Origin of the sequence: Duganella sp. Root336D2 (assembly GCF_001425005.1) — a bacterium.
GTDB lineage: Bacteria > Pseudomonadota > Gammaproteobacteria > Burkholderiales > Burkholderiaceae_D > Rugamonas.
Genome location: NZ_LMDB01000022.1, coordinates 218,178 through 244,345, shown reverse-complemented (window position 1 = coordinate 244,345; position 26,168 = coordinate 218,178). Strand labels below are relative to the sequence as shown.

The 26,168-nt window shown below is 63.3% G+C and carries 27 protein-coding genes; 11 read left to right on the top strand and 16 right to left on the bottom strand.

Annotation, left to right across the window (positions count from 1 at the left end; all coding sequences use genetic code 11):
- Nucleotide 1: 1 nt before the first annotated feature.
- The 3 genes from xdhB to puuE all read right to left on the bottom strand — a co-directional run bounded on the left by xdhB (nt 2) and on the right by puuE (nt 4,846).
- A complete protein-coding gene (xdhB, locus tag ASD07_RS16925; RefSeq protein WP_055932810.1) occupies nt 2–2,341 on the bottom strand; it encodes a xanthine dehydrogenase molybdopterin binding subunit in 2,340 nt (779 codons plus the stop codon).
- 9 nt (nt 2,342–2,350) lie between these two features.
- The gene (gene xdhA, locus ASD07_RS16920) at nt 2,351–3,817 is read right to left on the bottom strand and encodes a xanthine dehydrogenase small subunit (protein ID WP_055932807.1); all 1,467 of its coding nucleotides are present in this window, start codon (nt 3,815–3,817) and stop codon (nt 2,351–2,353) included.
- A 78-nt stretch (nt 3,818–3,895) separates the two neighbouring features.
- Nucleotides 3,896–4,846 carry an allantoinase PuuE gene (gene puuE, locus ASD07_RS16915; RefSeq protein ID WP_055932804.1) on the bottom strand — a complete coding sequence of 317 codons (951 nt, stop codon included), beginning with the start codon at nt 4,844–4,846 and terminating at the stop codon, nt 3,896–3,898.
- Nucleotides 4,847–4,940: 94 nt separating this feature from the next.
- On the opposite strand from puuE, the gene uraH reads away from it, so the two are divergent.
- Nucleotides 4,941–5,285 (top strand): hydroxyisourate hydrolase, encoded by a 345-nt coding sequence (gene uraH / locus ASD07_RS16910; protein WP_055933528.1) that lies wholly within the window; start codon nt 4,941–4,943, stop codon nt 5,283–5,285.
- On the opposite strand, the gene ASD07_RS16905 is transcribed toward uraH, so the two are convergent.
- Entirely contained in the window at nt 5,282–5,770 is a 489-nt protein-coding gene (locus ASD07_RS16905) for an NADH-quinone oxidoreductase subunit B family protein (RefSeq protein WP_055932801.1), read from the bottom strand. The genes uraH and ASD07_RS16905 overlap by 4 nt on opposite strands.
- Before the next feature lie 80 nt (nt 5,771–5,850).
- The gene (locus ASD07_RS16900; RefSeq protein ID WP_082507386.1) at nt 5,851–6,741 is read right to left on the bottom strand and encodes an AraC family transcriptional regulator; all 891 of its coding nucleotides are present in this window, start codon (nt 6,739–6,741) and stop codon (nt 5,851–5,853) included.
- A gap of 99 nt (nt 6,742–6,840) precedes the next feature.
- Here ASD07_RS16900 and ASD07_RS16895 point away from each other — a divergent pair, with 99 nt between their 5' ends.
- From ASD07_RS16895 to yacG, 7 genes are all read left to right on the top strand, one after another.
- Entirely contained in the window at nt 6,841–8,130 is a 1,290-nt protein-coding gene (locus tag ASD07_RS16895; RefSeq protein WP_055932795.1) for an HlyC/CorC family transporter, read from the top strand.
- 83 nt (nt 8,131–8,213) lie between these two features.
- Complete coding sequence (gene pilB / locus ASD07_RS16890; protein WP_055932792.1) at nt 8,214–9,944, top strand: type IV-A pilus assembly ATPase PilB; 1,731 nt, start codon at nt 8,214–8,216, stop codon at nt 9,942–9,944.
- A 10-nt stretch (nt 9,945–9,954) separates the two neighbouring features.
- On the top strand, nt 9,955–11,166 hold the full coding sequence (locus ASD07_RS16885) for a type II secretion system F family protein (RefSeq protein WP_055932790.1): 1,212 nt from the start codon (nt 9,955–9,957) through the stop codon (nt 11,164–11,166).
- 5 nt (nt 11,167–11,171) lie between these two features.
- Complete coding sequence (locus ASD07_RS16880; protein WP_055932787.1) at nt 11,172–12,041, top strand: A24 family peptidase; 870 nt, start codon at nt 11,172–11,174, stop codon at nt 12,039–12,041.
- A gap of 1 nt (nt 12,042) precedes the next feature.
- On the top strand, nt 12,043–12,645 hold the full coding sequence (gene coaE, locus ASD07_RS16875; RefSeq protein WP_055932784.1) for a dephospho-CoA kinase: 603 nt from the start codon (nt 12,043–12,045) through the stop codon (nt 12,643–12,645).
- Nucleotides 12,646–12,706: 61 nt separating this feature from the next.
- A complete protein-coding gene (gene zapD / locus ASD07_RS16870; protein ID WP_055932781.1) occupies nt 12,707–13,462 on the top strand; it encodes a cell division protein ZapD in 756 nt (251 codons plus the stop codon).
- A gap of 5 nt (nt 13,463–13,467) precedes the next feature.
- The gene (yacG, locus tag ASD07_RS16865; protein WP_055932778.1) at nt 13,468–13,647 is read left to right on the top strand and encodes a DNA gyrase inhibitor YacG; all 180 of its coding nucleotides are present in this window, start codon (nt 13,468–13,470) and stop codon (nt 13,645–13,647) included.
- Between the two features lie 63 nt (nt 13,648–13,710).
- Here yacG and ASD07_RS16860 read toward each other — a convergent pair whose 3' ends face one another.
- From ASD07_RS16860 to argJ, 3 genes are read right to left on the bottom strand one after another with little or no spacing between them, the layout of a single operon-like run.
- Nucleotides 13,711–14,121 (bottom strand): NUDIX domain-containing protein, encoded by a 411-nt coding sequence (locus ASD07_RS16860; RefSeq protein WP_055932775.1) that lies wholly within the window; start codon nt 14,119–14,121, stop codon nt 13,711–13,713.
- Entirely contained in the window at nt 14,118–14,984 is an 867-nt protein-coding gene (locus ASD07_RS16855; protein ID WP_055932773.1) for an ATP-binding protein, read from the bottom strand. The genes ASD07_RS16860 and ASD07_RS16855 overlap by 4 nt, the downstream gene beginning before the upstream one ends.
- A 4-nt stretch (nt 14,985–14,988) precedes the next feature.
- Nucleotides 14,989–16,227 (bottom strand): bifunctional glutamate N-acetyltransferase/amino-acid acetyltransferase ArgJ, encoded by a 1,239-nt coding sequence (argJ, locus tag ASD07_RS16850; RefSeq protein ID WP_055932771.1) that lies wholly within the window; start codon nt 16,225–16,227, stop codon nt 14,989–14,991.
- A 250-nt stretch (nt 16,228–16,477) separates the two neighbouring features.
- Here argJ and ASD07_RS16845 point away from each other — a divergent pair, with 250 nt between their 5' ends.
- The 3 genes from ASD07_RS16845 (at nt 16,478) to ASD07_RS16835 (ending at nt 20,287) form a co-directional block, all read left to right on the top strand.
- Complete coding sequence (locus tag ASD07_RS16845) at nt 16,478–17,710, top strand: porin (RefSeq protein WP_055932768.1); 1,233 nt, start codon at nt 16,478–16,480, stop codon at nt 17,708–17,710.
- 12 nt (nt 17,711–17,722) lie between these two features.
- The gene (locus ASD07_RS16840) at nt 17,723–18,130 is read left to right on the top strand and encodes a hypothetical protein (protein ID WP_055932765.1); all 408 of its coding nucleotides are present in this window, start codon (nt 17,723–17,725) and stop codon (nt 18,128–18,130) included.
- A gap of 180 nt (nt 18,131–18,310) precedes the next feature.
- Entirely contained in the window at nt 18,311–20,287 is a 1,977-nt protein-coding gene (locus tag ASD07_RS16835) for an ATP-binding protein (RefSeq protein WP_055932761.1), read from the top strand.
- Here the strand turns inward: ASD07_RS16835 and ureG are convergent.
- The 8 genes from ureG to ASD07_RS16795 are packed head-to-tail and all read right to left on the bottom strand — an operon-like array spanning nt 20,284 to nt 26,110.
- The gene (gene ureG / locus ASD07_RS16830) at nt 20,284–20,922 is read right to left on the bottom strand and encodes an urease accessory protein UreG (RefSeq protein WP_055932758.1); all 639 of its coding nucleotides are present in this window, start codon (nt 20,920–20,922) and stop codon (nt 20,284–20,286) included. The two genes, ASD07_RS16835 and ureG, sit on opposite strands and share 4 nt — an antisense overlap.
- Before the next feature lie 4 nt (nt 20,923–20,926).
- A complete protein-coding gene (locus tag ASD07_RS16825; protein ID WP_055932756.1) occupies nt 20,927–21,586 on the bottom strand; it encodes an urease accessory protein UreF in 660 nt (219 codons plus the stop codon).
- A gap of 2 nt (nt 21,587–21,588) precedes the next feature.
- Entirely contained in the window at nt 21,589–22,080 is a 492-nt protein-coding gene (ureE, locus tag ASD07_RS16820) for an urease accessory protein UreE (protein ID WP_055933526.1), read from the bottom strand.
- 13 nt (nt 22,081–22,093) lie between these two features.
- Entirely contained in the window at nt 22,094–23,794 is a 1,701-nt protein-coding gene (ureC, locus tag ASD07_RS16815; RefSeq protein ID WP_055932753.1) for an urease subunit alpha, read from the bottom strand.
- Nucleotides 23,794–24,111 (bottom strand): urease subunit beta, encoded by a 318-nt coding sequence (locus tag ASD07_RS16810; RefSeq protein ID WP_055932751.1) that lies wholly within the window; start codon nt 24,109–24,111, stop codon nt 23,794–23,796. The genes ureC and ASD07_RS16810 overlap by 1 nt, the downstream gene beginning before the upstream one ends.
- A gap of 7 nt (nt 24,112–24,118) precedes the next feature.
- On the bottom strand, nt 24,119–24,421 hold the full coding sequence (locus ASD07_RS16805; protein ID WP_055932748.1) for an urease subunit gamma: 303 nt from the start codon (nt 24,419–24,421) through the stop codon (nt 24,119–24,121).
- A 1-nt stretch (nt 24,422) separates the two neighbouring features.
- The gene (locus ASD07_RS16800; RefSeq protein ID WP_055933524.1) at nt 24,423–25,265 is read right to left on the bottom strand and encodes an urease accessory protein UreD; all 843 of its coding nucleotides are present in this window, start codon (nt 25,263–25,265) and stop codon (nt 24,423–24,425) included.
- 11 nt (nt 25,266–25,276) lie between these two features.
- Complete coding sequence (locus ASD07_RS16795) at nt 25,277–26,110, bottom strand: nickel transporter (RefSeq protein ID WP_055932746.1); 834 nt, start codon at nt 26,108–26,110, stop codon at nt 25,277–25,279.
- Nucleotides 26,111–26,168: the final 58 nt, after the last annotated feature.

Genomic DNA, 26,168 nt, shown 5'->3' with positions numbered 1-26,168 from the left:
GTCAGCCTGCCGCTGCAACTGCGGCTTCAACTGCCGCGATGGCGCGCAGGATTTCTTCGCTGGTCGCCGGCGCGTTCAGCGGAGGATTGACGCGATGCCCGCCGACTGCGGAAATCGCATCGCGGATGGCAAAGAATACCGAGAACGGCAGCAGCAGCGGCGGCTCACCCACAGCTTTCGAGCGATGGATCGAATCCTCCACGTTACGGTTCTGGAACAGCTTGACGCGGAAATCTTCCGGGCAATCCGAAATGCCGGGAATCTTGTAAGTGGACGGTGCATGCGTCATCAGCTTGCCGGCGCCATTCCACCACAGCTGCTCGGTGGTCAGCCAGCCCATGCCCTGGATGAAGGCGCCCTCGACCTGGCCGATATCGATGGCCGGGTTCAGCGACTGCCCGGCATCGTACAGCGCGTCGGCGCGCAGCAGCTTCCATTCCCCGGTCAGGGTATCGACCACCACTTCCGCCACTGCGGCGCCATAAGCGTAGTAAGAGAACGGATGGCCGTTCATGGTCTTCGGGTCCCAGTGCAGGTTGGGCGTCGCGTAGAACCCGTCGGACCAGAGCTGCACGCGCGCCAGGTAGGCCTTCTGCACCAGCGCTTCGAACGGTACGCTCTGGCCATTGACGTGGATTTCGTTGGCAAAGAAGCGCACATCAGCCGTCTCGCCGCCCAGCGTTTTCGCAGCAAATGCCGCCAGCCGCTCGCGGATCTGGCACGCCGCATCCTGTGCCGCCTTGCCGTTCAGGTCCGCGCCGGTGGAAGCCGCCGTGGCCGAAGTATTTGCCACCTTGCTGGTATCGGTTGCCGTGATGCGCACGCGCTCCAGGTCCAGGCCCAGCTCATGCGCGACCACCTGCAGCACCTTGGTGTTGATGCCCTGCCCCATCTCGGTACCGCCATGGTTGACCAGCACCGAACCATCGACATAGACATGCACCAGCGCGCCGGCCTGGTTGAGATGGGTCACATTGAAGGCGATACCGAACTTGACCGGGGTCAGCGCCAGGCCGCGCTTCAGCACCGGGCTGGCCGCGTTGTAGGCGGCAGCCGCGGCGCGGCGCGCGCGGTATTCGCTGCTTTGCTCAAGCTCCGCCACCAGCTCGTGGATCACGTTATCGACGATCACTTGCCCGTACGGCGTCTCATTGCGCTCGGTCTTGCCGTAGAAATTCAGGCGGCGGATATCCAGCGGATCCTGGCCCAGGTTGCGCGCGATCTCGTCGATCACGTATTCGATTGCGATAGCGCCCTGCGGGCCGCCGAAACCGCGGAAGGCGGTGTTCGACTGGGTATTGGTCTTGCCGCAGGCGGCATGGATTTCCACGTCCGACAGGTAATAGGTATTGTCGAAGTGGCAGACCGCGCGCGTTGCAACGGGGCCCGACAGGTCGGCCGAATAGCCGGCGCGCGAAGTCATGTCGACCTTGGCCGCCACGATGCGGCCCGCGTCGTCGTAGCCGACTTCGTACTCGTAATAGAAGCAGTGGCGCTTGCCGGTCACCAGCATGTCGTCATCGCGGTCGGCGCGCAGCTTGACCGGCTTGCCGGTGCGCTTTGCAGCAATGGCCGCGGCAGCGGCCCACAATGCCGATTGCGACTCCTTGCCGCCGAAGCCGCCGCCCATGCGGCGGCATTCCACCGTCACATGGTGCGAATGCAGGCCCAGCGCATGCGCCACCACGTGCTGCATTTCGCTTGGGTGCTGGGTCGAGCATTGCACCAGCATGGCCTTGCCCTCTTTCGGGATGGCGTAGGCGATCTGGCCTTCCAGGTAAAACTGTTCCTGGCCGCCGACGTAGAGCTGGCCCTTGACCGTGTGCGGCGCTTTCTCGAACGCCGCCTGCGCGTCGCCGCGCAGCAGCTTCATTGGCGGCAGCACATACGAAGCAGCAGCCTTGGCCTGTTGCGGCGTCAGGATCGCCGGCAACTCTTGGTAGCCAACTACGCCGCGCTTGGCGGCACGCCGCGCATTGGTGTGCGAATCAGCGACCACGATGAAAATCGGCTGGCCTACGTACTGCACCAGGCCGTCGGCCAGGATCGGGTCGTCGTGGATGATCGGGCCGCAGTCATTGGTGCCCGGGATGTCGGCGACCGTATACACCGCAACCACGCCGGGCGCGGCGCGCACCGCATCCAGGTCCAGCGAAGTAATGCGGGCATGGGCTTTGGACGACAGGCCGAGCGCCGCGTGCAGGGTGCCCTGCACTTCCAGGATATCGTCGGTATAGGTTGCCTGGCCCAGCACATGCAGCTCGGCCGATTCATGCGCGCGCGGAATGCCGACGCCGGTCCAGGTGGCGGCCTTCAGTTCAGGCGTGACGGGATGGTTCATTTTGCCTCCTTACGCGCTGACGGCAAAGGCGTTGACCGCGTCGGCCGCCAGCGGTGCATCGTTGCGCGTCTCAAGCCAGAAGCGGCGCAGCAGGTTCTGCGCCGTCTTCATCCGGTATTCGCTACTGGCGCGCATGTCGCTCAACGGCGCATAGTCGCGCGCCAGGGCGGCCATGGCGTCGGCCAGCGCAGTCTCGCTCCAGGCGCGCCCCTTCAGCGCCGCTTCCGCCTGTGCTGCGCGTTTCGGCGTCGCCGCCATGCCGCCAAAGGCAATGCGCGCTTGCGCGATCGCATCGCCGTCCATGCGGAACGCAAAGGCGGCGCAGACGGCGGAAATATCCTGGTCGAAGCGCTTGGCCAGCTTGTAAGTGCGGAAGCGCACGTCCTCGCGCGGCAGCGGCACGCGCACAGCCTGCACGAATTCGCCCGGCTGCAAGTCCTTCTTCATGTAATCGAGATAGAAATCTTCCAGCGCCAGCACTCGCTCGCCGGCTGCACCGCACAGCACGACTTGCGCACCGAGCGCAATCATCCATGGCATGGAATCGCCGATCGGCGAGCCGTTGGCGACGTTGCCGCCCAGCGTACCGGCATTGCGGATCGGCAGCGAGGCGAAACGCTGGCGCATTTCGCCCAATTGATCCGGGTAGTATTTGCACAACGCGTTGTAGGCATCTTCCAACGACACCCCGGCGCCGATTTCGATGGCGCCATCGCCCACGCGCAGCATCTTCAGCGCATCCACGTGTCCCAGGTAGATGATGTCGCCAAGGTCGCGCATCTGCTTGGTGACCCACAGGCCAACGTCGGTGGACCCGGCCAGCAGCACCGCGCCAGGATTGGCTGAGCGCAGCTGGATCAGTTCATCAAGGGTGCGCGGGGCCAGGAAGGTCTGGCCATGCGCGCTGTAGACGGCCAGCGAGTCGCGTTTCAGCGCCTCGAGCTGTTCGGCCACGCGGGCCGCATCGAATTCGACTTTCGGCAGTTCGGCCATGCGCTGGGCAGCGTCGATGATCGGGCGGTAGCCGGTGCAGCGGCACAGGTTGCCCGACAGGCAGTCGTCGACTTCCTTGCGCGAGGCGCATTGGCCTTCTTTTTTCAGGTACAGGCCCCACAGCGACATGGCGAAACCCGGCGTACAGAAGCCGCATTGCGAGCCGTGGCATTCGACCAGTGCCTGCTGCACCGGATGCAGCGCGCCGTCGGCCTGTTGCAGGTCTTCCACGGTAAACAGGGCCTTGCCGTCCAGCGTCGGGGTCAGCTGGATGCAGGAATTGACCGCTTTCAGTTCCAGCTTGCCGTCGACCATGCTGCCCAGCACCACGGTGCAGGCGCCGCAGTCGCCCTCGGCGCAGCCTTCCTTGGTGCCGGTGCAGTGCAAGTCTTCGCGCAGGTGCTGCAGCACAGTCTGCGTCGGGGCAGCGTCGCGTACTTCATGTACGGCGCCGTGGTAGTAAAAGCGGATCGGTTCTGACATCTTGTCCTCGCAGGTCTCCTAGCTTGCAAGATAACATTACCGGACCCCGGCCATATAAGAAATCTCTGATTTTGAATATCAGGCGTTTCGCATATGCGGATGGTGCTTGTGCCAGTGCTCGGCGATATCGATGCGGCGGGTGATCCACACCTTGTCGTGGCTTTGCACATAGTCAAGGAAACGTGCCAATGCGGCCGCGCGCGCCGGACGCCCCACCAGGCGGCAGTGCAGGCCGATCGACAGCATTTTCGGCTGGTTCAGGCCGTTCGGGTCCCCTTCCTTATAGAGTACGTCGAATGCGTCCTTGAGGTAATCGAAGAATTGGGTGCCGCTGTTAAAGCCTTGCATGGCGGCAAAGCGCATATCGTTGGTGTCGAGCGTGTAGGGCACGATCAGCTGCGGGGTGATGGCTGGCTTGCCGTCGGCGCCGGTATGCGCCACTTCCTGCCAGAACGGCAAATCGTCGCCGTAATAATCGGCATCGTAGCGGAAGCCGCCGTGTTCCACCACCAGGCGGCGCGTATTGGGCGAATCGCGGCCGGTATACCAGCCCAGCGGCGCGCTGCCGGTCAGCTCCTGGATGATCTGCACCGCTTCCTTCATATGCGCGCGCTCGGTTTCCTCGTCCATGTTCTGGTAAGTGATCCAGCGCAGGCCGTGGCAGGCAATCTCGTGGCCCAGTTCCCGGAAGGCGGCCACCGCTTCCGGGTGGCGCTGCAAAGCCATCGACACGCCGAAGACGGTCAGCGGCAACTTGCGCTCCTCGAACATGCGCAGGAGGCGCCACAGGCCGGCGCGCGAGCCGTATTCATAGATCGACTCCATGCTCATATGGCGGCTCTGGAAGGCCGCGGCGCCGATGATCTCGGACAGGAAGGTTTCCGACGCCTGGTCCCCGTGCAGCACACAGTTCTCGCCGCCCTCTTCGTAATTCAGCACGAATTGCAGGGCGACGCGGGCCTGGCCGGGCCATTGCGGATGGGGTGGATTGGGGCCGTAGCCGACGAGGTCGCGCGGGTAGTTGCTCATGATAGGTCCGGGATGAAAGGTATATCCTCAATAATATATTGGCGTTATGGCACCGGTATATCATCTGCCGGATAAGCAAAATAAGGAATGCAAAATGGGAAAACTGAGCACTCACGTCCTGGATACCGCCAATGGCAGGCCAGCCGCCGGCGTGCGCATCGCCCTGTACCGCGCCGATGGCTCGCTGGTAAAGGAAGATGTGACCAATGCCGACGGCCGCTGCAGCGCGCCGCTATTGGAGGGAGCCGCCATGCAACCCGGCCAGTACCGGCTGGTGTTTGGCGCAGGCGACTATTTCGCCGCAGCAGGCGTGGACTTGCCGGAGCCGCGCTTTCTCGATGAAGTGACGATCGCCTTCGGCATCGCGCACGCCGACCAGAACTACCATGTGCCGCTGGTGGTGTCGCCCTGGTCGTACTCCACTTACCGCGGCAGCTAGTCGCGCAGCATGACGGCGCGCTCGCCGCGCCGGGCTTTCCGCTGCAGCTGCATCAGGCCGTACAGCAAGGCTTCCGGCGTCGGCGGGCAGCCGGGCACGTAGACATCGACCGGCACGATGCGGTCGCAGCCGCGCACCACCGAATACGAGTAGTGGTAATAGCCGCCGCCATTGGCGCAGGATCCCATCGACACCACATAGCGCGGCTCGGGCATCTGGTCGTACACCTTGCGCATGGCGCGCGCCATCTTGTTGGTCAGGGTGCCGGCCACGATCATCAGGTCGGCCTGGCGCGGCGAAGGCCGCGGGCACATGCCGAAGCGGTCCATGTCATAGCGCGCCGATGCCGCTTGCATCATCTCCACCGCACAGCAGGCCAGGCCGAAGCTCAGGTACCACAGGCTGTTGGTGCGGACCGTTTCCATCAGCGAGTCCAGCGAAGCGAGTACGTAGCCGTCGCGCTCCAGAGTAGCATCCAGTTCCATTTCGTTCCCCTTTCAGTAGCGTCGCTACGATAGCGGGGAGTACGCAAGAAATATTGTATGGATGCGACACCCGCCGCGTACTAATAACGCTCGCGGGTGACGACGGCGCGCGAAACCTCGTCATAGCGCAGCAGGCGCAGGCTGCCGCTGGCATCGCTGGCGGCTTGCATCAAGGCCTTCGGCGCAAGGCCGGTGAAAAGCACGAAATCGCGCACCATATGCGCCTGGTCGTGGTAGCCGCAGTCGACAGCGAGGCGGGTCAGGCCGCCATGCCGCACCGGCGTACCGAGCATGCGCGACAAGGCGCGGACATAGCGCATCATGCGGCGGCTGTCGCGGATGCTCTGGCCGTAGCTGGCCATCACCCGCCGCTCTAGCTGGCGCACGCTGATGCCGAAACGGGTAGCTATTTCATCAGTAGGCAGGGCCAGCAAGGCCGGCGGCAGCACGAGTGGAGCATGCCCACGCGCCAGCCGTTGTTCGCGCGCGGCCAGGCGCTGCAACAGCCAATCGCCCATCAGCGCGACCCAGGCTGCACTACCAGCGCCGGCACGCAACCGGTGCTCCAGCTCTGCCGCGCCGCGCCATTCGGGAGCCGCGTCGGCCAGCGGCACCACGGCGTCGCGCAATTCGCCCAGCGGGATGTCGAACAGGCGGCCGAACTGGCCCGGCTCGATCACGGCGCTGATGAAGCTGGTACCCGGCTCCCACACGGCGGGAAAGTGCTGCGTCAGCGGTCCGGAGACGAAGGGCTCGCCATACAGGCGTTCGCGGCCATCGGCTTCGGCGAATCGCGAGCCGCCGCTGACAAAGAAGGTGACCATGGGACAAGGGGACGCGGGCACCAGCACGGCGCCGGGGCTTCGCAACTCGACATGGAAATAGCGCACCACGCCCGCCAGCCTGGACGGCCGGGTAATGGCCAGGCGCATCGGCGCCAGAATCGCATCCACATCACGCATGGCTTGCATTATAGAGGGCTTCGACAGCACGCGCCGGCCGCGGGCAACGGCACGGGCAGCGAGGGTGCCATGCTAGAATCGCCCTCTTACTGACTCGTCATACTGACCTTGGATACCGTTCCCTTGTGGGCGCAATTTGCCGCCCTCGCCTTCCTGATTCTTGCCTCGGCCTTCTTCGCCATGGCCGAAACCGCCCTGATGGCGGCCAATCGCTTCCGCCTGCGCCACCAGGCCAAACGCGGCAGCCGCCGCGCCATCGCCACCCTGTGGCTGCTGGAACGCACCGAACAGCTGCTGTCCCTGGTCCTGGTCGCCAACACCCTGCTCAATGCCATGGCCATCGCCCTGGCGACCGCCATTGCCATCACCCAGTTCGGTCTCGAGCAGCATGTGATCCTGCTGTCGACCGTGGTCGTGGTGTTCATCCTGATCGTGCTGGCTGAAATTTCGCCCAAGATCGTCGGCGCGCGCTATGCCGACCAGATCGTGCTGCCCGCTTCCCTCGTGCTGCGCCCGCTGCTGTCGGTGTCGAAACCGCTGCTGTGGTTCGTGCACCTGTTTGTCAACACCCTGCTGCACCTGTTCCGCATCAAGCCTACCGGCCAGGTCCACGAAGGCAACTTGTCGCCGGACGAATTACGCTCGGTGCTGCTGGAGAACGGCAGCTTCATCCCCAAGAAGCACAAGAGCATCCTGCTCAACCTGTTCGACCTCGACACTATCTCGGTGGAAGACATCATGACCCCGCGCGCCCACATCGAGGCGCTCGACCTGGCCATGCCGGTGGCGGACATCAAGTCCCAGCTCACCACCTGCTTCCACAACAAGCTGCCGGTGTATGACGGCGAGATCAACCGGATTGTCGGCATCCTGCACGTGCGCAAGGCCATCGCCCTGCTGAATGAACAGGATGAACTGACGGTCGAACACTTCCGCAAGCTGCTGTCCGAACCGTTCTTCATCCCGCAGGACACACCGGCCTTTGCTGCCTTGCAGAACTTCCAGGAGAACAAGGAACGCCTGGCCATCGTGGTCGATGAGTACGGCGAGGTGCAGGGCCTGGTCACGCTGGACGACATCATCGAAGAAATGATCGGCGAATTCACCACTTCGACCCCGAGCGCGGCGCGGGCCGACAGTTTCGGCTGGGACGGCCATGGCGAATGCCTGCTGGAGGGCAGCACGGCATTACGTGACATTAACAAGCGTCTGGGTTTAAACTTTCCTCTTGATGGGCCCAAGACCCTGAACGGCATGTTGTTGGAATTTTTACAAGACATTCCCGACGCTCCCATATCCATCAAAGTGGGATCCTGCATCGTGGAAGTGGTGCAGGCACAAGACCAGGCCATTAAAGTAGTGAAATTGCGACGTCCGGAGTTCCGCCAGGCCGAGTGAACCGTGCGGACCTTTACAAAAATGATGCCTACAGGCATCATCCGGAGACTCACTCTTTCTTAACATTCTGATAGTGCGCTCCTATGGCAGCAGTCCAACCCAACTCGGCGTCCGGTTCCCCTATGTCGGGACTGGCCCGAGCCCTGATGCAAGCGGGGCGTCTGACCCCGCCGCAAGCGGACGCTCTGAATAAGAAGGCTGTTGCCGAAAAGTCCACGTTTATCGACGTGCTGCTTGCCGGCGGCACCATCAATGCGCGCGAGCTGGCCGTTTTCTGTGCCGAAACCTTCGCTTATCCGCTGCTCGACCTGAGCGCCATCAATCTGGAAATTTTGCCGCCCAAGGCCATCGATACCCGGCTGATGGCGACCCAGCGCGTGATTCCGCTGGCCAAGCGCGGCAACAAGATGTCGGTGGCTTTGTCCGACCCGACCAATACCCAGGCCCTGGACCAGATCAAGTTCCAGGCCGAATCGACGGTGGAACCCGTCATCGTGCAGCACGACGTGCTGCTCAAGCTGCTCGAAACCCTGACCAAGAGCTCGACCCAGACCGTCCTCGAGATGACAGGCGACGAAGCCGAAATCGAGTTCGCCGAAGAAGAAAGCGTCTCGGCGGCGCAGGGCGCCGGCGCCGACGCCGAAGTGGAAGACGCGCCGATCGTGCGTTTCCTGAACAAGATGCTGATGGATGCGGTCAATATGGGCGCCTCCGACTTGCACTTCGAACCTTACGAAAAGTTTTACCGCATCCGCTTCCGGGTCGACGGCAACCTGCTTGAGCACGCCCAGCCGCCAACCTCGATCAAGGACAAGCTGGTGTCGCGTATCAAGGTGCTGTCCAAGCTCGACATCTCGGAAAAGCGCGTGCCGCAGGATGGCCGCATGCGCCTGATCGTCTCATCCACCAAGACCATCGACCTGCGTGTCTCGACCCTGCCGACCCTGTTCGGCGAAAAGACCGTGATGCGTATCCTGGATGCGACCCAGGCCCAGATGGGCATCGATTCGCTCGGGTACGACCCGGACCAGAAGGAAATCCTGATGGACGCCGTGCACCGCCCTTACGGCATGGTGCTGGTGACGGGCCCGACCGGCTCGGGCAAGACGGTGTCGCTGTACACCTGCCTGAACATCCTGAACAAGCCAGGCATCAATATCTCGACCGCGGAAGATCCGGCCGAGATCAACCTGCCCGGCGTGAACCAGGTCAACGTCAATGACCGGGCCGGCCTGACCTTCCCGGTGGCGCTGAAGGCCTTCCTGCGCCAGGATCCCGACATCATCATGGTCGGTGAGATCCGCGACCTGGAAACGGCGGACATCGCGATCAAGGCCGCGCAGACCGGCCACATGGTGTTCTCCACCCTGCACACCAATGACGCGCCGTCGACCTTGACGCGTTTGATGAATATGGGCGTTGCGCCCTTTAATATTGCCTCCTCGGTCATCCTGATCACGGCTCAGCGCCTGGCGCGCCGGCTGTGCACTTGCAAGAAGCCGATCGACATCGCGCCGGAATTGCTGGTGAAAGCCGGTTTCAAGGATGACGACCTGGATGGCAGCTGGAAACCTTACGGCCCGGTGGGCTGTGAGCGCTGCAACGGCTCGGGCTATAAAGGCCGGGTCGGTATCTACCAGATCATGCCGATCACGCCCGCGATCGAAGCATTGATCCTGGCACATGGTAACGCGATGCAGATCGCGGCACAATCTGAGGCAGAGGGCGTCAAGTCCCTGCGCCAATCGGGCCTGGTCAAGGTCAAAAACGGACTGACCAGCCTGGAAGAAGTGCTGGGCTGCACCAACGAATAGGAAATAAGATATGGCTACTGCGGGCACCGCAAAAGAACAGATATTCACCTGGGAAGGCAAGGACAAGACAGGCAAGACCGTGCGCGGAGAAATGCGCGCCGGTGGCGAGGCCGTGGTCAATGTTACCTTGCGCCGCCAGGGCATCATGGTCACCAAGATCAAGAAGAAGGTCTACCGCTCGGGCAAGAAGGTTACCGAGAAAGACCTGACCCTGTTCACGCGCCAGCTGGCGACGATGATGAAGGCCGGCGTGCCGCTGCTGCAGGCCTTCGACATCGTCGGCAAGGGCCACGCCAATCCTTCGGTCTCGAAGCTGGTGCTGGACCTGCGCGCCGATATCGAAACCGGTACCAGCTTGAACATGGCGTTCCGCAAATACCCTCTGTATTTCGACCCGCTGTTCTGTAACCTGGTGGCGGCCGGCGAACAGGCCGGTATCCTGGAAGACCTGCTGACGCGCCTGGCGATCTACAAGGAAAAGACGCTGGCCATCAAGGGCAAGATCAAGTCCGCCCTGACTTATCCGATTGCCGTGCTGGCGGTGGCCTTCATCGTGACCGCCGTGATCATGATCTGGGTGGTGCCGGCCTTCAAGGAGGTATTCTCCAGCTTCGGTGCCGACCTGCCGGCGCCGACCGTGTTCGTGATGACGGTGTCCGAATACTTCGTCAAATACTGGTACCTGATATTCGGCAGCCTGTTTGCCGGGCTGTACTTCTTCTTCCAAAGCTGGCGCCGTTCGGAAAAGATGCAGGCCACCATGGACCGCCTGCTGCTGAAGCTGCCGATTTTCGGCGACGTGATCCTGAAAGCCACCGTGGCGCGCTGGACCCGCACCCTGTCGACCATGTTCGCCGCCGGCGTACCGCTGGTGGAATCGCTGGACTCGGTGGGCGGCGCAGCCGGCAACCGCGTCTACATGGACGCGACCAAGAAGATCCAGACCGAAGTGAGTACCGGTACCAGCCTGACCGTGGCGATGCAGAATGCTGACGTGTTCCCGAGCATGGTGACGCAGATGGTGGCCATCGGTGAAGAGTCCGGTGCGCTCGATGCGATGCTGGGCAAGGTCGCCGACTTCTACGAAGAAGAAGTGGACGAGGCGGTAGCCCAGCTCTCGAGCCTGATGGAACCGATGATCATGGTGATCCTGGGCGTGCTGATCGGTGGCCTGGTGGTTGCGATGTACCTGCCAATCTTCAAACTCGGTTCGGTGGTGTAACCAGCATGCAAGACGTATTCATGCTGTTTTCGCCACCAGCCACGCTGGCCGCCGCTGTGGTGGCCGGCATCCTTGGCCTGCTGATCGGCAGTTTCCTGAACGTGGTGATCCACCGCGTGCCGATCATGATGCAGCGCGAGGTCGACAGCGTCTGCGCCTGCGAACGCGATGAACCGGAACCGCATCCGGAGCGCTACAACCTGGTGGTGCCGCGTTCGGCCTGCCCGCATTGCAAGCACCAGATCACGGCGCTGGAAAACATCCCGGTCATCAGCTGGCTGGTGCTGCGCGGAAAATGCAGCTCCTGCAAGGCGCCGATTTCGGCGCGTTATCCGGCGATCGAGCTCCTCAGCGGCCTGCTGTCGGCCGGCCTGGTGTGGCACTTCGGCTCGGGCTGGGCCGGCATGGCCACCCTGGTCTTCGGCTGGCTGCTGATCGCGATGACCTTTATCGACCTCGACACGCAGTTGCTGCCGGACGACCTGACCCTGCCGCTGATGTGGCTGGGCCTGCTGGTCAACGTGAAAGGCCTGTTCGTGCCGCTGCAGGACGCCGTACTGGGCGCAGCCGCCGGCTATATGGTGCTGTGGACGGTGTACTGGGTGTTCAAGCTGGTGCGCGGCAAGGAAGGCATGGGCTACGGCGACTTCAAGCTGCTGGCGGCCCTCGGCGCCTGGATGGGCTGGCAGATGCTGCCGGCAATTATCCTGCTGTCCTCGGTGGTCGGCGCAGTGGTTGGCATCGGCATCATCGTCGCGTCGCGCATGGGCTTCGACCACAAGATCCCGTTCGGCCCTTACCTGGCCGGCGCCGGCCTGGTGGCACTGCTGTGCGGCCAGCAAATCACTGCAATGCTGTACGGCGTACCGGGCTGACATGCCGGCGCGCTTCGTGGTCGGCCTGACAGGCGGCATCGGCAGCGGTAAAAGCCTGATCGCCAATATGTTTGCCGACCGCGGTGCCAGCATCGTCGACACCGACCAGATTGCCCACGCTTTAACCGGGCCCAATGGCGCCGCCATGCCCGACATCCTGGCCGAATTCGGCCCCCACATGGCCGACAGCCACGGCGCCATGGACCGCGCCAAAATGCGCGAACTGGTATTCCGCGAACCAGCGGCCAAGCGCCGGCTGGAAGCCATCCTCCACCCCATGATCCGCGACGCCACCCTGGCGGCCGCCGCCGATGCCAGCGGCGACTACGTCATGCTGGCCATCCCCCTGCTGGTTGAATCCGGCGCCTGGAAGCAGCGCGTCAACCGCGTGCTGGTCATCGACTGCCCGGAAGAAATCCAGGTAGCGCGCGTGATGGCGCGCAATGGCCTGGCGGAAGACCAGGTGCGGGCCATCATGGCGACCCAGGTACCGCGCGCCGTGCGGCTGGCGGCAGCCGACGATGTCATAGACAACGGCGGCCGGATCGAAGCTTTAACCCCTCAAGTAGACCATTTGCATGGTTTTTATCAGCAATATTTGTAATTTTGCTTCGCATAGTTCAGAATCACGAGATTATTAATAGGTCTTCCAGACGAGGGATGCTTTGATCGTTTACGAATATCCTTTCAATGAGCGCATCCGCACCTTGCTGCGCCTGGAGGATTTATACGAGAAATTCAAGTTCTTCGTGCATCAGGAACACCCGATGCAGCATCACGTCGCATTGGCCACCATCTTCGACATGCTCGAAGTCGCCGGCCGCGCCGACCTCAAGTCCGACCTGCTGCAGGAACTCGAGCGCCAGCGCCAGAGCCTGCTTGGCTACCGCTCCAACCCGAACGTCCAGGCCGAAATGCTGGACGCCATCCTCACCGAACTCGATAGCGTGTCGAGCGCCCTGGTCGCCTCCCAAGGCAAGACCGGACAGAACGTGCGCGACAATGAGTGGCTGATGAGTATTCGCGGCCGCACCATCATCCCCGGCGGCGCCTGCGAATTTGACCTGCCTTCCTATTACGCCTGGCAAAAGCAGCCGGCCGAAAAGCGTTTCAACGATATCGTCACCTGGTTCAACCCGCTGGCACCGTTGTTCGACGCCCTGGCCCTGGTATTGCGGCTGCTGCGCGATTCCGGCGCACCGGTCAAAATGATCGCTAATGCGGGAAGTTACCAGCAGATGCTTCAAGGCAAGGTCTACCAGATGCTGCGCCTGTCGGTCGACCAGGCGCTGGGGGCAATCCCCGAGATCTCGGCCAACAAATACATGCTGTGGGTGCGTTTCACCTCCCAGGGCGGCGACCTGAAGCCCAAGCCGCTGGAAGAAGATGTACCATTCGAGCTCACCCTCTGTAATTTCTAAGCACCATGCCTACTGTCGTTGAATGCCCCACCTGCCACACCAAGGTAGAGTGGACGGAAGCCAATAAATACCGCCCTTTCTGCAGCGAGCGCTGCAAGATGATCGACCTGGGCGCCTGGGCCGAGGAAAAATACACCATCCCCGGCACCGCCCCCACCGATCCCCTGGACGAAGACAAGCAATAAGAAAGTCGGGGTCAGCTCCGGCAATCGGACATTTTGTCCGATTGCCGGAGCTGACCCCGACTTTTAATATCGTACTTTGTCGAGCCACTCCAGCAAGGGTATGGTGGCTGGCAACAGCGGTTCGACACCTACCGTTCCTTGCCAGGCGAAGGCCTGGCCTTCCAGGCTTTGCGGTTCGCCGCTCCATTCGCGGCTGATGAAGAAGTGCAATCGCACGTGGGCGTGCTCGTACACGTGCTCCACGCCGCACCATTCTTCCGCACTCTGGATATGGATGCCCAGTTCCTCGACGAACTCGCGCTTGAGCGCTTCGAGGATGGTTTCGCCCGGGTCGACTTTCCCGCCCGGGAATTCCCAATAGCCGGCGTAGGGCTTGCCTTCCGGGCGCTGGCCAAGCAGGACGTCGCCATTGGGCTGCATCAGGATGCCGACCGCCACGTCGATCGGGCGCGGCGAATGCAGTGCGGCGCTCATGGCAGCCTCCCGGCGTAATCGCGTGCGAATTGCCAGGCTACGCGGCCGGAACGCGAGCCGCGCTGCAGCGCCCATTGCAGGGCTTCGGCGCGGGCGTCGGCGATCTGCGGTACGCTGCAACCGAATGCTGCCAGCCAGTGCGCCACGATGCCCAGGTAATCGTCCTGCTTGAACGGGTAGAACGACAGCCACAGGCCGAAGCGTTCGGACAGCGAAATCTTTTCTTCCACCGTTTCGCCCGGATGCAGGTCGCCATCCTCGTCATGCTTGTAAGTGGCATTGTCCGACATGCGCTCGGGCATCAGGTGGCGGCGGTTGGAGGTGGCGTAGATCAGCACATTGTCGATCACGGCCGACACCGAACCGTCCAGCGCCACCTTCAGCGCCTTGTAGCCGCTTTCCCCTTCCTCGAACGACAGGTCGTCGCAGAACACCACGAAATGCTCCGGGCGTCCTGCGACCAGGTCCATGATGTCGGGCAGGTCGTGCAGGTCGCCCTTGTCGACTTCAATCAGGCGCAGGCCTTGCGGTGCAAACTCCGCCAGGCAAGCCTTGATCAGCGAAGACTTGCCGGTGCCGCGCGCGCCGGTCAGCAGCACGTTGTTGGCTGGCTTGCCTTCCACGAACTGGCGCGTGTTCTGCTCGATCTGCGCCTTCTGGCGGGCGATATGCTGCAAGTCGTCGAAAGCGATTTGCGCAGGGCGCGGTACCGGCTGCAGGTAGCCGGTATGGCCCCGCTTGCGCCAGCGGAAAGCGGTGGACGCCTTCCAGTCGGGCTTTGCAGCCGCAGGCGGCACGATGGCTTCCACGCGCGCCAGCAAAGCCTCGGCGCGCTTGAGGAATTGGTCGAGTTGGTTCGACATCCGCTCAGGAACGGTAGTCGGCGTTGATCGACACGTAGTCGTGCGACAGGTCGCAGGTGTAGACGGTGGAAGCGGCAGTGCCGCGCGCTAGTTTCACGCGCACGGTGATTTCGCTTTGCTTCATCACGCGCTGGCCCTGCTCTTCCTTGTAGTCCGGATTGCGGCCGCCGTCCTTGGCCACCCACACGTCGTCCAGGTAGAGGTTGATCTTGCTGACGTCCAGGTCGTCCACGCCGGCATAGCCGATGGCGGCCAGGATGCGGCCCAGGTTAGGGTCGGAGGCGAAGAACGCCGTCTTCACCAGCGGCGAGTGGCCGATCGAGTAGGCGATCTTGCGGCACTCGTCGGTATCCTTGCCGTCTTCCACGGTGATGGTCATGAACTTGGTCGCGCCTTCGCCGTCGCGCACGATGGCCTGCGCCAGGAATACCGACAGCTCGGTCACCGCGGCAGCCAGCGCCTTGTATTCAGGCGAGTCGACGGAATCGACCACCAGGGTGCCGGCACCGGTGGCCACCAGCATGAAGGAATCGTTGGTCGACGTGTCGCCATCGATGGTGATGCAGTTGAAGGACTTGTCGGCCGCTTCCTTGACCAGCACGTCCAGCACCGGCTGCGCCACTTTGGCGTCGAAGGCCAGGTAGCCCAGCATGGTGGCCATGTTCGGCTTGATCATGCCGGCGCCTTTGGAAATGCCGGTCATGGTGACTTTGTGGCCGGCGATATCGACGGTGCGCGAACCCGCCTTAGGCTGGGTGTCGGTGGTCATGATCGCTTCGGCGGCATTGAACCAGTTGTCCAGTTTCAGGTTCTGGAGCGCCTTCGGCAGGCCGGCCACGATTTTTTCGACCGGCAGCGGCTCCAGGATCACGCCGGTGGAGAACGGCAGGATCTGCTGCGCGTCGCAACCCAGCTCCTTAGCCAGCGCAGCGCAGGTGGTGCGGGCATTGGCCAGGCCCGATTCGCCAGTGCCGGCGTTGGCATTGCCGGTGTTGATCATCAGCGCGCGGATCGGCTTGCCGCCCGCTTTCACGGCCGCCAGGTTTTCCTTCGAAATCTGCACCGGTGCGGCGCAAAAGCGGTTCAGCGTGAACACACCGGACACGGCGGCGCCATCGGCCAGCTTCAGGACCAGCACGTCCTTGCGACCCGGCTTCTTGATACCGGCTTCGGCATAGCCAAGCTCGATACCGGCAACCGGCTTCAGGTCGGCGGCGACAGGGATAGGGGAATTGACGGCCATGGTTTTCTTCTCAATCTTGATGGGGAACGAAGCTGTTATTTTAAACGCACGCGCATTCCAGTGCGCAGTGCAATAACACCAATCAACGAACGCAAAAACCCCACACTTTGTAGAAGCTGCTCTCTAATTGTGCAGGATTCGTTTCAAATCAGTTCAATTTTCGTTTATCATGGGCAACTGTCATAAATAAAATGATATCACTTTGGTGCGCTGCACTATCAATAAAATAACATTCGATCGGATCACTTTCATGAAGAAACAGCTTCTCGCCGCCGCCATGCTGGCTGCTACCGGCATGATGGCCCAGGCCGGTACCCTGGGCGACGGTAACCTGAGTATCAGTGGCTTTGGCACCCTGGGTGTGGCCAAGACCAACTCCGATGACGCAAAATTCGCACGCTACAACCAGGCAGCCGGCACCGGCGACTCGCCACGCATCGGCCTGGACAGCAACCTCGGCCTGCAAGCCACCTACACCTTCAACGAGAGCCTGTCGGGCACCGTGCAGGTACTGACCCGCAAGAACACCAGCCAGCAGTTCACCACCGACTTCACCTGGGGCTTCCTGAAGTACAAACTGAACGACGAGACCAATGTGCGCCTGGGCCGCGTTGTGCTGCCAGCCTTCCTGATCTCGGACTACCAGAACGTCGGCTACGCCAACACCATGATGCGCCCGCCGATCGAAATGTACGGCCAGGCCCCGATCGAAAACATGGACGGTGCTGACATCAACTGGCAGCACGCCTTCGGCGACACCAATGTCACCGTGCAGGGCTTCGGTGGCGTCAGCCGTGGCAAGCTGTACATCCCGACCGGCGGCGGCTCCGTTGCCAAGCACCAGTCGCCAGTCTTCGGCGCTGCCGTGACGGCCGAATACGGTCCGTTCACCGCCCGCCTGGCGCACGCCCGCGCCAAGATCGAAGTCAACAACCTGGCCCCGATCAACGCCCTGACCGACGGCCTGGCCGCGACCAAGGTGCCGGCCGCGATCCAGCTCGCCGACGACCTGACCCTGCGGGGCGGCAAGAAGATGAGCTTCACCGAAATCGGCCTGACGATGGACTGGAAGAACATCGTGCTGCAAGCCGAGTACGCCCAGCGCCGCGCCCACGAGCCGGTCTACATCCCCGAGACCAACTCGGGCTACATCATGGCCGGCTACCGTTTCGGCAAAGTGCTGCCTTACTACGCGCACGCCTATTACAAGGACGCCGGCACTTCCGTGAACGTGCCGACCCTGCCGGCAGCCCACCCGCTGGCCTCGACCTTCGGTGCGGTACGCGGCCTGCTGGCTTCGCCTGAGCAAAAGTCCGACCTGATCGGCATGCGCTGGGACTTCGCCAAATCGCTGGCCCTGAAAGTGCAGATCGACCACGTCAAGCCACAGAAAAAAGGCGGCTCCCTGATCCTGCCTGGCGGCGTAATGACCTACAACAACAGCGTGAACGTCTATGCCGCCGGCATCGACTTCGTCTTCTAAGGAGATCTGGCCATGAAAAAAATCCTGAGCGCCCTCCTCGCTTCGGCCCTGGCTGCCGCGGCCCTGCCGGCGTCGGCCGAAATCGTCGTGATCGTCAACAAGGACAATCCGGCTTCGCGCATGTTCTCGGAACAGGCATCCCAGTTCTTCCTCGGCAAATCGGCCATGTTCACCCCGGTGGACCAGGCTGAAGGCTCCAAGATCCGCACCGACTTCTACCAGAAAGTCGCGGAAAAGGACCCGGCCCAGGTGAAAGCCATCTGGTCCAAGCTGGTGTTCACCGGCAAGGCCACGCCACCGAAGGAATTCAAGTCCAACGCCGAGGTCAAGAAGGCCGTGGCGGACGATCCGAAAGCCATCGGCTACATCGACAAATCGGCTGCCGACGACAGCGTCAAGGTCATCCTGACCCTGCCGTAAGCCGAAAACGTTTTACTGCGCCCGCTACGCGCCAACGCCGCCCCGCAACAGCCGGGCGGCGTTTTTTTTCGATCTCGGCAACTTTCACAAATGAAGAGATACAATGCCGTGATAATTCATCAATAAAAATGTCCACCTAGGGGTCAGGAACAAAAGTGGACATTTATCCCGGGGGTCGCTTTGAAACTTTCGCTGCGCGCGAAATTCCTGCTGCTGAGCGCTTTCGTCCAGGCCGTGGTGGTGGCGCTGTTAATTGGCAACAGCTTGCGCCTGATGAGCAATGCCGTCAGCCGCAACGCCGACCGCGTTGCCCACGAATATGCCGTCAACCTCAACCTGACCCTGACGCCTTATTCCAGCAGCGGCCGGCTGGGCGAACTACGCAGCTATTGGTCGGAAATGCTGTCCGACCCGCGCGACAGCTTCTTGCGCTACATCGTGATCCTCGACGCTTCGGGCGACACCGTGCTGGAAGCCGGCGAGCGCCCGGACTTCATGCCGGAAGCGCTGCGCCAGGCCCAGTTGGGCGGCGGCGTGCGCACTTCCGTCGACGGCAACCTGCTGCACGCGCAGGCGCCGCTGCTGTTGAAGGACAACCAGGTCGGCATGCTGCACTTCGGCCTCTCCACCGTCGACCTGGTAACGGCGCGCGATGACGTGCTGCGCCAGGGCGGCCTGATCGCCCTGCTTGGCTTCGCGCTGGCCCTGCTCCTGTTCTATGCCATGACGCGCGGCGTCAGCATGCGCCTTGGCGCCCTGACGCGCCACTCGGAAAAGCTGGCCGAAGGCCAGTTCAGCCAGTTGCCCGAAAGCGGCGGCGACGAACTCGAAGTGGTGACCCACTCGCTCAACATGATGAGCGCCGCGCTGCGCGAACGCATCGCCCAGCTCGAAGAGTCGCAGCGCCGCCTGTGCGAGTCGGAAGAACGCTTCCGCACCCTGTTCGACATGACGCCTCTGCCGCTGTCGGTGTCCGACCAGGATGGCCGCATCATCGGCGCCAACCAGGCACTTGCCCGCACCTTCGGCACTCCGCTGCACGAACTGATTGGCAGGCGCTCGGATGAAGTGTCGTTCTGGGCGTCGCCGAACGAACGCCAGCGCATCTGGGACGAATTCCGCCGGCATGGCGTGGTGCGCGGTGAGATGGCCGATGTGGTACTGCCTGATGGCGGGGCGGGCCAGGTGGCGATCTGGTCGTCCTCACTGCTCCTGGACGGCAAGCACGCCATCATCTGGGCCCTGCTCGACCTGACGCAGGAGATGCAGGCCAAGCAGCAGTTACGCGAATTGAATGATGCGCTGGAGTCGCGCGTGCGCGAACGGTCGGCTGCACTGGAACAGGCCAACCGCGACCTGTCGCACGCGCTGGAGACTTTGCAGCGCACGCAGCATGACCTGATCGCCTCAGAAAAAATGGCGTCGCTCGGCTCGCTGGTGGCAGGCATCGCGCACGAACTGAATACGCCGATCGGCAATAGCCTGCTGGCCTCCACTGCGCTCGACGACCGAGTGAAGGAATTCAAGCAGTCGGTCGCCGACGGCTCGGTGCGGCGTTCGACACTGAATCATCACCTGGAAGAAGTGCAGCTCGCGTGCGGCCTGATTTCCAGTTCGCTGGAAAAGGCTGCCGCCCTGATTGCCTCGTTCAAGCAGATCGCTGTGGACCAGACCAACGACCAGCGCCGCCGCTTCCGCCTGCGGGCAGTGGCGCTCGATACCGCAGCAACTTACACGCCGCGCCTGCGCCGCGGTGCAATCCACATGGAAATCGACGTTCCGTATGAGCTGGAACTCGATTCTTATCCAGGCAGCGTGTACCAGGTGTTCAATAACCTGATCAACAACTCCCTGATGCACGCTTTCGAAGGCCGCAGCAGCGGCAAGCTGTGGCTTACAGCCCGCGCGATCGAGGGTGGACAGGTCGAAATTGTATTCCGCGACGACGGCGCCGGCATGCCGGAAGAAGTGCAGCGCAAAGTGTTCGATCCCTTCTTCACCACCAAAATGGGCAATGGCGGCACAGGCCTGGGCATGAACATCGTCTACAACATCGTCACGGGAGTAATGGGCGGCCGCATTACCATCGAGTCCGCGGCGGGCGACGGTACCACGGTGCGCATATTGCTCCCGGCCAGCTCACCGCAAAAGGACTAGGCGTCCGCCTGTGAACCTGGCGCGCCCAGCAAACCCTGCTCGCGAATAAAGCTGACCACGTCCTGCACGCCCTGCCCGCTGCGCAAATTGGTGAACACGAAAGGACGTTCGCCCCGCTGCTGTGCGGCGTCGCGCGCCATCACTTCCAGGTCTGCGCCCACATGCGGGGCCAGGTCGGTCTTGTTGATGATCAGCAGATCGGAGCGCGTGATACCCGGCCCGCCCTTGCGCGGAATCTTTTCACCGCCCGCCACATCGATCACATACAGGGTCAGGTCCGACAGCTCAGGACTGAAGGTCGCGGCCAGATTGTCGCCGCCGGATTCGACCAGGATCAGGTCCAGCGCCGGAAAATCCGCCTGCAGGCGCGCGATCGCCTCCAGGTTGATCGACGCGTCCTCCCGGATCGCAGTGTGCGGGCAGCCGCCCGTCTCCACGCCCATCAGGCGCTCCGGCGGCAGCGCCTGGGCGCGCAGCAGGATCTCCATGTCTTCACGCGTGTAGATGTCGTTGGTGATCACGGCCATGTCGTAATCGTCGCGCATGGCCTTGCACAGCATTTCGCAGAGGGCGGTCTTGCCAGAGCCGACCGGGCCGCCGATGCCGACGCGCAGGGGATTGGATGCCATAGTCATTCCTTTATGAACGGTAAAGCCTGCCGTGCTGCACCTCGTGCCGCATCGACAGCAGGGACAGCCCGGGCGCCCAGTTGGACATGTCCCAATCGTCCAGCGCTTGCGCAACCCGCGCCGCTTCTTCAATTTCCGGGCGCAGCGACAGCAGCAGCCGCTGGCCCGCCACCTGCCCCAGCGGGATGGATTTGACGCACACCAGTACCTGGTTCTCGGCCCAGCCGAACAGCATGGCCAGCAACGCCGCGTTGTGAGGAACGCCCAGCGCATGCACGGCACGCGCCAGGGCGGCCAGGTAAGCCTCCTCGCCTTCCGTGGCCGGCGCCAGCTCCAGCTCGGCCAACAGGCGCGCCAGCGAAAAACCCATCTGCACCGATTCCGCGCGCAGTTCCGCCGTATCGCGCGAAGCCAGGTAGCGTTCGGCCCAGCACGCGGCACACGCCGCATCGCCTGCAGCGTGGGCGCGCAGCAGGCGCCAGAACAGCGGGGCGTCCCAGCGCGCCAGCACTTCGTGCAGCATGCTGCTCATCCACTGGCGCGCCGTTGCGGCGTCGTGCACGCTGCCTTGCTCCAGCGCCGCCTCCAGTCCTTGCGAATAACTGTAAGCACCAACCGGCAGCGCCGGGCTGGCGAATTGCAGCAGGTGCAGCAGGGCTTGCGCTTCCATCGCTACGCGTCCGCCGGGCGATGGATCTTTTGCCGCAGCGGCACCGGGGCCAACGGGTGGCCGTGCGCATGGCCGCCGGAATAGGCGCCCGGCTCCGGCTCGAATGCCGCCATGTCTTGCGTCACCAGCGCTCCCAGCCCGGTCAGCATGTCGCGCAGCACCGGATCAGCGCGGATGCGCAGGAAGCCGTCCCCCACCTCCACCTGGCTATGCCGGTTGCCGAGATGGAAAGCGCAGCGCAGCAGGCCGTGCGCGTCGGCGGCGCGCACGGTATAAACCGGCTCCGCAGCGGCGCGCACGCGCGCCACGAAACCGGTTTCACCGGCCAGCAGGTCGCCTTCGCGCAATACCGTGCCGCGCGCGGTGAACAAGGCGATTTCCTCGCCCGAAACCAGGCGCGCGCGCTGGCGGCACTTCTCGCGCTGGTCGTAAGTCAGTACCAGTTCGCCGTCCACGCGTTCGGCGGCGGCCAGTTTGGTGTGCAGGGTCAGCATCGTCATCGCTCGTTCAGAACAGGAAATAGCGCTGTGCCATCGGCAGCACTGGTGCGGCTTCGCACACCAGCAGCTGGCCATCGGCACGCACTTCATAGGTTTCGGGATCGACCTCCATGTGCGGGGCCGCGCCATTGTGGACCATATCGGCTTTGCGCAGCTTGCGCGTGGCGCGCACCGGCACCACGCGCTTGGCCAGCCCGAGGCGCTGCGCCACGCCGGCCTCGAACGCCGCCTGCGAGACGAAGGTCAGCGACTTTTTCAAGCCGCCGCCGAAGGCGCCGAACATCGGCCGCATGTACACCGGCTGCGGTGTGGGAATCGAGGCGTTCGGATCCCCCATCTGGGCACAGGCGATCATGCCGCCCTTCAGCACCATCGATGGCTTGACGCCGAAGAATGCCGGCCGCCACAGCACCAGGTCGGCCAGCTTGCCCACTTCCAGCGAGCCCACCACGTGCGACACGCCATGTGCGATGGCGGGATTGATGGTGTATTTCGCCACGTAGCGCTTGACGCGCGTGTTGTCGCTGCGTTCGCTGTCGCCCGGCAGCGCGCCGCGCTGCACTTTCATCTTGTGCGCGGTCTGCCAGGTGCGCATGATGACTTCCCCCACCCGCCCCATGGCTTGCGAATCGGACGACATCATCGAGATCGCGCCCAGGTCGTGCAGGATGTCTTCGGCCGCGATGGTCTCGCGGCGGATGCGCGATTCGGCGAAGGCCACGTCTTCGGCGATGGCGGCGTCCAGGTGGTGGCACACCATCAGCATGTCCAGGTGCTCGTCCAGGGTGTTGACGGTGAACGGGCGGGTCGGGTTGGTGGACGACGGCAGCACATTGGACTGGCCGACTGCCGCAATGATGTCCGGCGCATGGCCGCCGCCCGCGCCTTCGGTATGGAAGGTGTGGATGGTGCGGTCCTTGAACGCCGCCAGCGTCGCCTCCAGGAAGCCGCCTTCGTTCAGCGTGTCGGTATGGATGGCAACCTGCACGTCCATGCGGTCGGCAACCGACAGGCAGTTGTCGATTGCGGCCGGCGTGCTGCCCCAGTCCTCGTGCAGCTTCAGGCCGATGGCGCCGGCCTCAACCTGTTCTTCCAAGGGGCGCGGCAGGCTCACATTGCCCTTGCCCAGGAAACCCAGGTTCATCGGGAAGGCGTCGGCCGCTGCCAGCATGGCGTGGATATGCCATGGGCCGGGCGTGCAGGTGGTGGCCGCGGTGCCGACGGCCGGCCCGGTGCCGCCGCCGATCATGGTGGTCACACCCGATGCCAGGGCTTCTTCGATCTGCTGCGGACAGATGAAATGGATGTGCGTATCGACCCCGCCGGCGGTGACGATCATGCCTTCGCCCGCAATGATCTCGGTGGCGCCGCCGATGGCCATCGTCACGCCCGGCTGGATGTCGGGGTTGCCGGCCTTGCCGATGGCGGCGATCTGGCCGTCCTTCAAGCCGATATCGGCTTTCACGATGCCCCAGTGGTCGAGGATCACGGCATTGGTGATCACCGTGTCCATCACGTCCCGGTGCGGCAGCTGCGATTGGCCCATGCCGTCGCGGATGACCTTGCCGCCGCCGAACTTCACCTCTTCGCCGGGAATGGCGTAGTCATGTTCGATCTCGATGAACAGTTCGGTATCGGCCAGGCGGATGCGGTCACCCTTGGTCGGCCCGAACATTTCCGCATATGCGCGGCGCGAAATCCGGGCCATTACGCCTCCCCGTCCAATGCGCCCATCACGCGGGCGTTGAAGCCATACACCTGGCGCGTGCCGGCCAGCGCCACCAGCTGCACCGTGCGGCGCTGGCCGGGTTCGAAGCGCACCGCGGTACCGGCCGCGATATCAAGCCGCATACCGCGCGCCTGGGCGCGCTCGAACTGCAGCGCCTCATTGACCTCAAAAAAATGGAAATGCGAGCCGACCTGCACCGGCCGGTCGCCGCTGTTGGCCACCACCAGGGTGCAGCCGGCACGGCCGGCGTTGAGCGTGATGTCGCCCTCTTCAAGCAGGTATTCGCCAGGTATCATGCCGTCCTCAAATGATAGGGTGGTGGACGGTGACCAGCTTGGTGCCGTCGGGGAAAGTCGCTTCGACCTGGATGTCGGGAATCATTTCGGGCACGCCCTCCATCACATCGTCGCGCGCCAGCACCTGGCTGCCCTCGGACATCAACTGGGCCACGGTCTTGCCGTCGCGCGCGCCTTCCAGGATCGCCGCGCTGATCAGGGCCACCGCTTCCGGGTAGTTGAGCTTGAGGCCGCGCGCGCGGCGGCGCTCCGCCAGCAGCGCGGCCGTGAACAGCAGCAGCTTGTCTTTTTCACGTGGAGAAAGGTCCATATCAGGTATTCCATATGCGGAGTTCGGTTGCGGGGCGCGCCATCCAATGCGGGCGCAAGGCTTGCCAGGCCTGCGCCATCAGCTTGCGCGCACATTCGGCATCGTGCCCCAGGTAGCGCACTACCGACACGGATTTGAGCGCCGTCACGCCCAGCGCCGGGTCCAGCGCGCGCAACTGCGCGATAAGCGCGGCGTCGGCGCAGCGTCCTGCCGCCAGCAAGGTGGCGCATACCGTCGCGCCGCCCAGCACATGCGGACTTTGCATGGCGCTGCTGCCGCCATGCAGCACGCCCTGGTCCCACCACAGCAGGCGCCCGGCCTGGCGTACCTGCAATTGCTGGCGTACCGTACCGCGTGCAAAGCGCTCGCCGCTGGCGCTGCGGCCAAAGCACAGGATGTCGCAGCCGAGGTAGCGCGCGCCGGGCGCCAGTTCGACCTGCTGCAGCAGATGTGCATCGGTGGCGTCGAAGAAGATGGTTTCCTGCGGCAGCCATTCCAGCCGCGCGTCTTGTTCCAGCCGGATGCTGACCCGCTGCGAGGCAGGCTTGCCATTGGCGCGGTACCACTTGGCGGCGCCCGGCGTAGTCAGCAGGGCATGCGCAGCGGCATCAGCCGTGACGTCGATACACAGTGCATCGCCACCGGCAATGCCGGCCGGTGGATGCAGAACGATGTTATGGCAAACGGTTTCTCCTTCCGGATAGAACGCCTTTTGCACACGCAAGGGGCCGCTGTGTGTGCGCTGCACCAGCCGCGTCGCGGCGCCGGCGCGCGCATAGCGCAGCGCCAGGCTGGCACGCCACGAGGCGGGGGGCAACGATGCGGCGGGAAGGTCGATGCGCATGACAGCCACCACTATCCCAAGGATGCGTCGGAGGGCGCCCTTGCCCGCGGGCGCGCGACGACTTTGGCCAGCAGGAAGCTGCCCGCCAATACCACTACCAGTGCCGCACCGAAAGCAAGCTCCTTGCCTTCGCTCCAGGCGACGATCGCGGGCGATGACAGTTTCAGGATGCCGAAACCCGCGACCAGGAAACTCAGGCCAGCCACCACCCAGCCCATGATGCGCGACGCCAGTACCGCCGCCTCGCCACTACGGCGCAGCAAGCGCGCAATCCAGAAACCGTGCACGCCATCGGCTACCAGCATTCCCAGCGTAAACAACACGCCCAGCAGCAACGCATGCTGCCAGCCGCCGAACTGCGTGGCAGCAACGGCGAACAGACTGGCCTGGCTGACGGTATCGAACGACAACGCAAACAAGGCGCCCACCAGCGCCACCCCGCCCGGGCCCGATGCCGCGGCAAGAGGACCCAGGAAGCGGCCTTTCAATCCGACTGGCGCAACCATCTGCCCTGCAGGTGCACTAAGCAACGCGTGAGCATTCAACAGTCCCAAGCCGATCAGGCAGGCGATCGAGACCCAGGCACCGCATAGTTCAAGCCAGGCCGGCGGCTGCCAGTAGCCGGCCAGTGTGCTGAGCGCCAGCGCGATGGCGGTAACCACGGCGCCGTGTCCCAGTGAGAACCAGGCTCCGCACTGGCGCGCCAGTCGCGCGCGGGCCGGCATATTCCAGCGCGCCAGGCCGTCAATCGTTGCCAGGTGGTCAGCGTCGAAACCGTGCTTCAAGCCCAGGCTGAGCACCAGCAAACAGAGTCCAATCAAATTGTCGGGAAGCTTATCGGTCATGCTCTTCAATAAGCAAGACGCATACCAGTTACCCGAGAACCAAGCCACGGCCAATGGG

Coding starts and splice junctions, on each gene's coding strand:
- xdhB (WP_055932810.1), bottom strand. CDS start 2,341: ATGAACCATCCCGTCACGCCTGAACTGAAGGCCGCCACCTGGACCGGC.
- xdhA (WP_055932807.1), bottom strand. CDS start 3,817: ATGTCAGAACCGATCCGCTTTTACTACCACGGCGCCGTACATGAAGTA.
- puuE (WP_055932804.1), bottom strand. CDS start 4,846: ATGAGCAACTACCCGCGCGACCTCGTCGGCTACGGCCCCAATCCACCC.
- uraH (WP_055933528.1), top strand. CDS start 4,941: ATGGGAAAACTGAGCACTCACGTCCTGGATACCGCCAATGGCAGGCCA.
- ASD07_RS16905 (WP_055932801.1), bottom strand. CDS start 5,770: ATGGAACTGGATGCTACTCTGGAGCGCGACGGCTACGTACTCGCTTCG.
- ASD07_RS16900 (WP_082507386.1), bottom strand. CDS start 6,741: ATGCAAGCCATGCGTGATGTGGATGCGATTCTGGCGCCGATGCGCCTG.
- pilB (WP_055932792.1), top strand. CDS start 8,214: ATGGCAGCAGTCCAACCCAACTCGGCGTCCGGTTCCCCTATGTCGGGA.
- ASD07_RS16885 (WP_055932790.1), top strand. CDS start 9,955: ATGGCTACTGCGGGCACCGCAAAAGAACAGATATTCACCTGGGAAGGC.
- ASD07_RS16880 (WP_055932787.1), top strand. CDS start 11,172: ATGCAAGACGTATTCATGCTGTTTTCGCCACCAGCCACGCTGGCCGCC.
- coaE (WP_055932784.1), top strand. CDS start 12,043: ATGCCGGCGCGCTTCGTGGTCGGCCTGACAGGCGGCATCGGCAGCGGT.
- yacG (WP_055932778.1), top strand. CDS start 13,468: ATGCCTACTGTCGTTGAATGCCCCACCTGCCACACCAAGGTAGAGTGG.
- ASD07_RS16860 (WP_055932775.1), bottom strand. CDS start 14,121: ATGAGCGCCGCACTGCATTCGCCGCGCCCGATCGACGTGGCGGTCGGC.
- ASD07_RS16855 (WP_055932773.1), bottom strand. CDS start 14,984: ATGTCGAACCAACTCGACCAATTCCTCAAGCGCGCCGAGGCTTTGCTG.
- argJ (WP_055932771.1), bottom strand. CDS start 16,227: ATGGCCGTCAATTCCCCTATCCCTGTCGCCGCCGACCTGAAGCCGGTT.
- ASD07_RS16845 (WP_055932768.1), top strand. CDS start 16,478: ATGAAGAAACAGCTTCTCGCCGCCGCCATGCTGGCTGCTACCGGCATG.
- ASD07_RS16840 (WP_055932765.1), top strand. CDS start 17,723: ATGAAAAAAATCCTGAGCGCCCTCCTCGCTTCGGCCCTGGCTGCCGCG.
- ureG (WP_055932758.1), bottom strand. CDS start 20,922: ATGACTATGGCATCCAATCCCCTGCGCGTCGGCATCGGCGGCCCGGTC.
- ASD07_RS16825 (WP_055932756.1), bottom strand. CDS start 21,586: ATGGAAGCGCAAGCCCTGCTGCACCTGCTGCAATTCGCCAGCCCGGCG.
- ureE (WP_055933526.1), bottom strand. CDS start 22,080: ATGCTGACCCTGCACACCAAACTGGCCGCCGCCGAACGCGTGGACGGC.
- ureC (WP_055932753.1), bottom strand. CDS start 23,794: ATGGCCCGGATTTCGCGCCGCGCATATGCGGAAATGTTCGGGCCGACC.
- ASD07_RS16810 (WP_055932751.1), bottom strand. CDS start 24,111: ATGATACCTGGCGAATACCTGCTTGAAGAGGGCGACATCACGCTCAAC.
- ASD07_RS16805 (WP_055932748.1), bottom strand. CDS start 24,421: ATGGACCTTTCTCCACGTGAAAAAGACAAGCTGCTGCTGTTCACGGCC.
- ASD07_RS16800 (WP_055933524.1), bottom strand. CDS start 25,265: ATGCGCATCGACCTTCCCGCCGCATCGTTGCCCCCCGCCTCGTGGCGT.
- ASD07_RS16795 (WP_055932746.1), bottom strand. CDS start 26,110: ATGACCGATAAGCTTCCCGACAATTTGATTGGACTCTGTTTGCTGGTG.